Here is a 3,450-nt window from a genome sequence, read left to right as displayed (position 1 = left end):
CTATTTCAGGAGCATAACGTTGAACCCAACGGTAAATAGTCGTGTGATCAACATTCACACCCCGTTCGGCCAGCATTTCCTGCAGTTCACGATAGCTAATGCCATGTTTACAATACCAGCGCACAGCCCAAAGAATGATTTCGCCCTGAAAATGCCGACCATGGAAAGGATTCATATGCTGCATCTTTAGCTAAAACAGTCTTCAGCTTACCATTCGTGGTTATTTGCAACAGTGCCCAAATACATGCTCGATCCCGATTCTTCTTTTGTTGATTTCCTGATTATAGATTTTGAGTTCAGGATCCAGTTTACAGCGTCTTTTGGCTTTTAACGGCAACAGGCTATTAGGATACACAGCATAAATTCCCAGGTAGCCTTTATCTGCAAGGATAAAAGCTCCTGAAGGAATCTGCTTTAAATTGCGTTTGAATAGCTCGAAATCATGCACCGTACCGCGATCAGTGCATAAACTCAGAATTTGCTGAGTTTTATAATGGATGATGGCCTGTACTTTAAAGGTATGGGTCTTTTTCTTGCCACTATAGTTTTTCTTCTGTTTTTTTAGGCCTTTGAATTGGAATTTCTGTGGCATCCAGGATCACCACATTCCAGTCTATGCCTTCGCTTTCGGGCAAATTCTTCGGTAAATTAAACAGCTTGGACTGAATCAGGCAATCTTCAACATGACGTACAATTCTTGAGGCTGTAGGCTCTGAAACCCCATAACTCGTAGCAATGTGAAATAAAGTTCGGTATTCCCGCCAATAGTTCAGACAGAGCAGAACCTGATCCTCCACACTTAACTTGGGTGGTCTGCCTTTAGCTGGAACATGCTTCTGCAATTGCTCAACCATTTAAATAAAAGGTTGACCATGAGATGCCTGTATATCGCTTAAACTGTGTTTCAGAAAGCTTCTTTGAATCAATGTATTTCATCCGCAGATTATGCACGAATGCTAAGAAAATTAGAGTACAAATATCAATCAAAAAGGTGCTCGTTTTTTGATTTATGAAAGAGATCTATTATTCAATTATATCTTTTAATGATCAATAGAAAGCCTAGTTTCAAACACATTCTTCAGACACAAACAAATATGATCAAAATAGAGTGATTACTCTATAAAATAATAAAATCAATTACTTAAATCATATTTTATTTTAAAAAAATACAAATGTGTATTAAAAATAACCATTACTTACATTTTTTTGATTACAAAATATAATGAGTAAATTGCTTCCCATTTCATACATTTTTCATATATAAAAAGTCATACTATTTTTAAGGTTTTTCTAAATCACATTTTATACTTCATAGTTTTTAACATCATTATTAAAGGTGAACCATGCAAAAGAAGAAGCGCACCCCATTAGACGCACAACAGTCCCATCTTTGGATTATTGGTGGTGGTATCGCAGGTATGGCTGCTGCTGCATTTGCAATCCGTGATGCCAAAGTCCCTGCCAAAAATATCCATATTTTAGAAGAACTCGATATTTCAGGTGGTTCGATGGATGGTGGACATACACCGCATGCCGCGCAAGCTTGGGTAACACGTGGTGGGCGAATGCTGACCGATGAAACTTATTTGTGCCTATGGGACTTATTTTCCAGTATTCCATCTTTGGAAAATCCAGACATTTCGGTGCGTGAAGAATGTCGTGAGTTTAATGAAAAAGTGAAAACCCACGCCAATGCACGGTTGATTGATGCCGAACATGTCATTGCGGATGCAGCAAAGCTTGGTCTGAATACGCTACATCGTGCACAGATGCTGCGCCTATTAGCTTCAAAAGAAGAAAAAATTGGCAGTCGCCGCATTGATGAGTTTTTTGATGAAACCTTTTTTGAAACCAATTTCTGGCGCATGTGGCGCACGACTTTCGCTTTTCAAAAATGGCACAGTGCAGCAGAGTTAAGACGCTATTTCTTGCGTTTTATTCAAGAATTGCCACGCATTCATACCTTAGCGGGTGTGAAACGTACCAAGTACAACCAATATGACTCGATGATTCTGCCCCTACAGCGTTGGTTAGTCGCACAAGGCGTCGATGTGCGTTTTGGACACTATGTCACAGATGCAGACTTCATTACCAATGCTGAAACTCAAGAACGCTACGCTTCACGCCTATATGTACAATTGCCTGAAGGCTCAGAGCAAATTAATCTGAAAGCCAATGATTTAGCTATTTTCACTTTAGGCTCTATTACAGCAGACTCACGTTATGGCGGTAATCATGACGTGCCTGCCCTTATTCGTCATCGAGAAGATCATGGCTGGACGCTTTGGGAAACGCTGGCACAAAAAGCCCCAGACTTTGGCCGTCCAATGACTTTTTATGGCAATGTCGATGAACATAAGTGGGAGTCTTTCACTCTGACCATGAAAGATGACGTGCTACTTAAACGTATTATTGACTATACAGGCAATGAACCAGGCACAGGCGCACTCATGACTTGGTATGAGTCGGGTTGGCATTTATCCATCGTGGTTCCTGCACAGCCACACTTTGCCGACTTACCTGAAGGTTTATATACCTTATGGGGCTACGGTTTCCAAATTGACCATATAGGCGATTACATCAAAAAACCAATGTCCGAAGCCACGGGGCAAGAAATCCTAACAGAACTGATTAAACAGCTCGGTTTTGACGACATTTTAGATCATGTTTTGGCAACGACTGATGTTACTACCGCCATGATGCCATACGCCTCTGCCCTATTCGCCTGCCGTAAACCGGGGGATCGTCCACAGGTAATTCCACAAGGCTCACAAAACTTTGCTTTCCTTGGACAGTTTGTGGAAATTGAAGATGACGTGGTCTTTACTGTGGAATATTCAGTTCGTGGGGCGATGCTTGCCATTTATGAATTTTTTGGGGTGGAACGTGAAATCCCTGAAATTTACAACGGTCTACTTGATCCCAAAGTGGGTTTAAAAGCTTTAGAAACAGTGTTCCACTAAGTTTTTAATATATAGCGATAAGAGCACCTTTATGTCGCCACTATTACATAGTTTAATTTAAGCAACGTTTGGATACACGAGTGTGGCAGGGATGCCACACGTTATCCATCATAATAGGGATGTTATGTATGGGTAACAAAGGCTTTTGCTTTCTTTTGGCTTATCAAAAGTAAGGGTATTGCCTACACAAACACCTTTTATACTTTATTGAAAGTTGAGGCCGTGTACGCACCTAATTTTAAATTGGATAAAAAGAAAAATTAGATAAAACTTTATACGTCATTATTGGCGACGATATTCAGCTCCATGTTTCTTGCGTTTCCATTCGCCCTCACCTAGAAACTTCATGCCTGTAGAGTCTACGAGTAGATGCAGTCCATCGGGCACTGTTGCAAATAGAGATTTGAGTCGATGATGTTCCCTTTAAAAAGTACTTAGAGACCGAAAACCCTGTTGATTAGACACACTTCACCCTGAGGCTGACCAT

The 3,450-nt window shown here is 40.6% G+C and carries 3 protein-coding genes and 2 pseudogenes; 1 reads left to right on the top strand and 4 read right to left on the bottom strand.

Annotated features, from left to right (window positions below; genetic code table 11):
* The 3 genes and pseudogenes from ACE01T_RS17345 to ACE01T_RS17335 form a co-directional block, all read right to left on the bottom strand.
* Positions 1–175 (bottom strand): annotated as a pseudogene (locus ACE01T_RS17345) (IS6 family transposase); the annotation flags it as partial.
* A gap of 45 nt (positions 176–220) precedes the next feature.
* On the bottom strand, positions 221–592 hold the full coding sequence (locus tag ACE01T_RS17340; RefSeq protein ID WP_024160689.1) for a transposase: 372 nt from the start codon (positions 590–592) through the stop codon (positions 221–223).
* Positions 540–842, bottom strand: a complete 303-nt coding sequence (locus ACE01T_RS17335; protein WP_171069802.1) for a transposase family protein — start codon at positions 840–842, stop codon at positions 540–542. Before ACE01T_RS17335 ends, ACE01T_RS17340 begins: the two co-directional genes overlap by 53 nt.
* Positions 843–1,343: 501 nt before the next feature.
* Between ACE01T_RS17335 and ACE01T_RS17330 the strand changes: the two genes are divergently transcribed.
* A complete protein-coding gene (locus ACE01T_RS17330) occupies positions 1,344–2,963 on the top strand; it encodes an oleate hydratase (RefSeq protein WP_004726755.1) in 1,620 nt (539 codons plus the stop codon).
* A 285-nt stretch (positions 2,964–3,248) separates the two neighbouring features.
* Here ACE01T_RS17330 and ACE01T_RS17325 read toward each other — a convergent pair.
* Positions 3,249–3,344, bottom strand: a pseudogene (locus ACE01T_RS17325) (IS5/IS1182 family transposase); the annotation flags it as partial.
* Between the last annotated feature and the right edge of the window lie 106 nt (positions 3,345–3,450).

It is taken from the genome of Acinetobacter uliginosus (assembly GCF_044130295.1).
Classification (GTDB): domain Bacteria; phylum Pseudomonadota; class Gammaproteobacteria; order Pseudomonadales; family Moraxellaceae; genus Acinetobacter.
This window is presented reverse-complemented; position numbering and strand designations above follow the sequence as displayed.

Coding starts and splice junctions, on each gene's coding strand:
- ACE01T_RS17340 (WP_024160689.1), bottom strand. CDS start 592: ATGCCACAGAAATTCCAATTCAAAGGCCTAAAAAAACAGAAGAAAAAC.
- ACE01T_RS17330 (WP_004726755.1), top strand. CDS start 1,344: ATGCAAAAGAAGAAGCGCACCCCATTAGACGCACAACAGTCCCATCTT.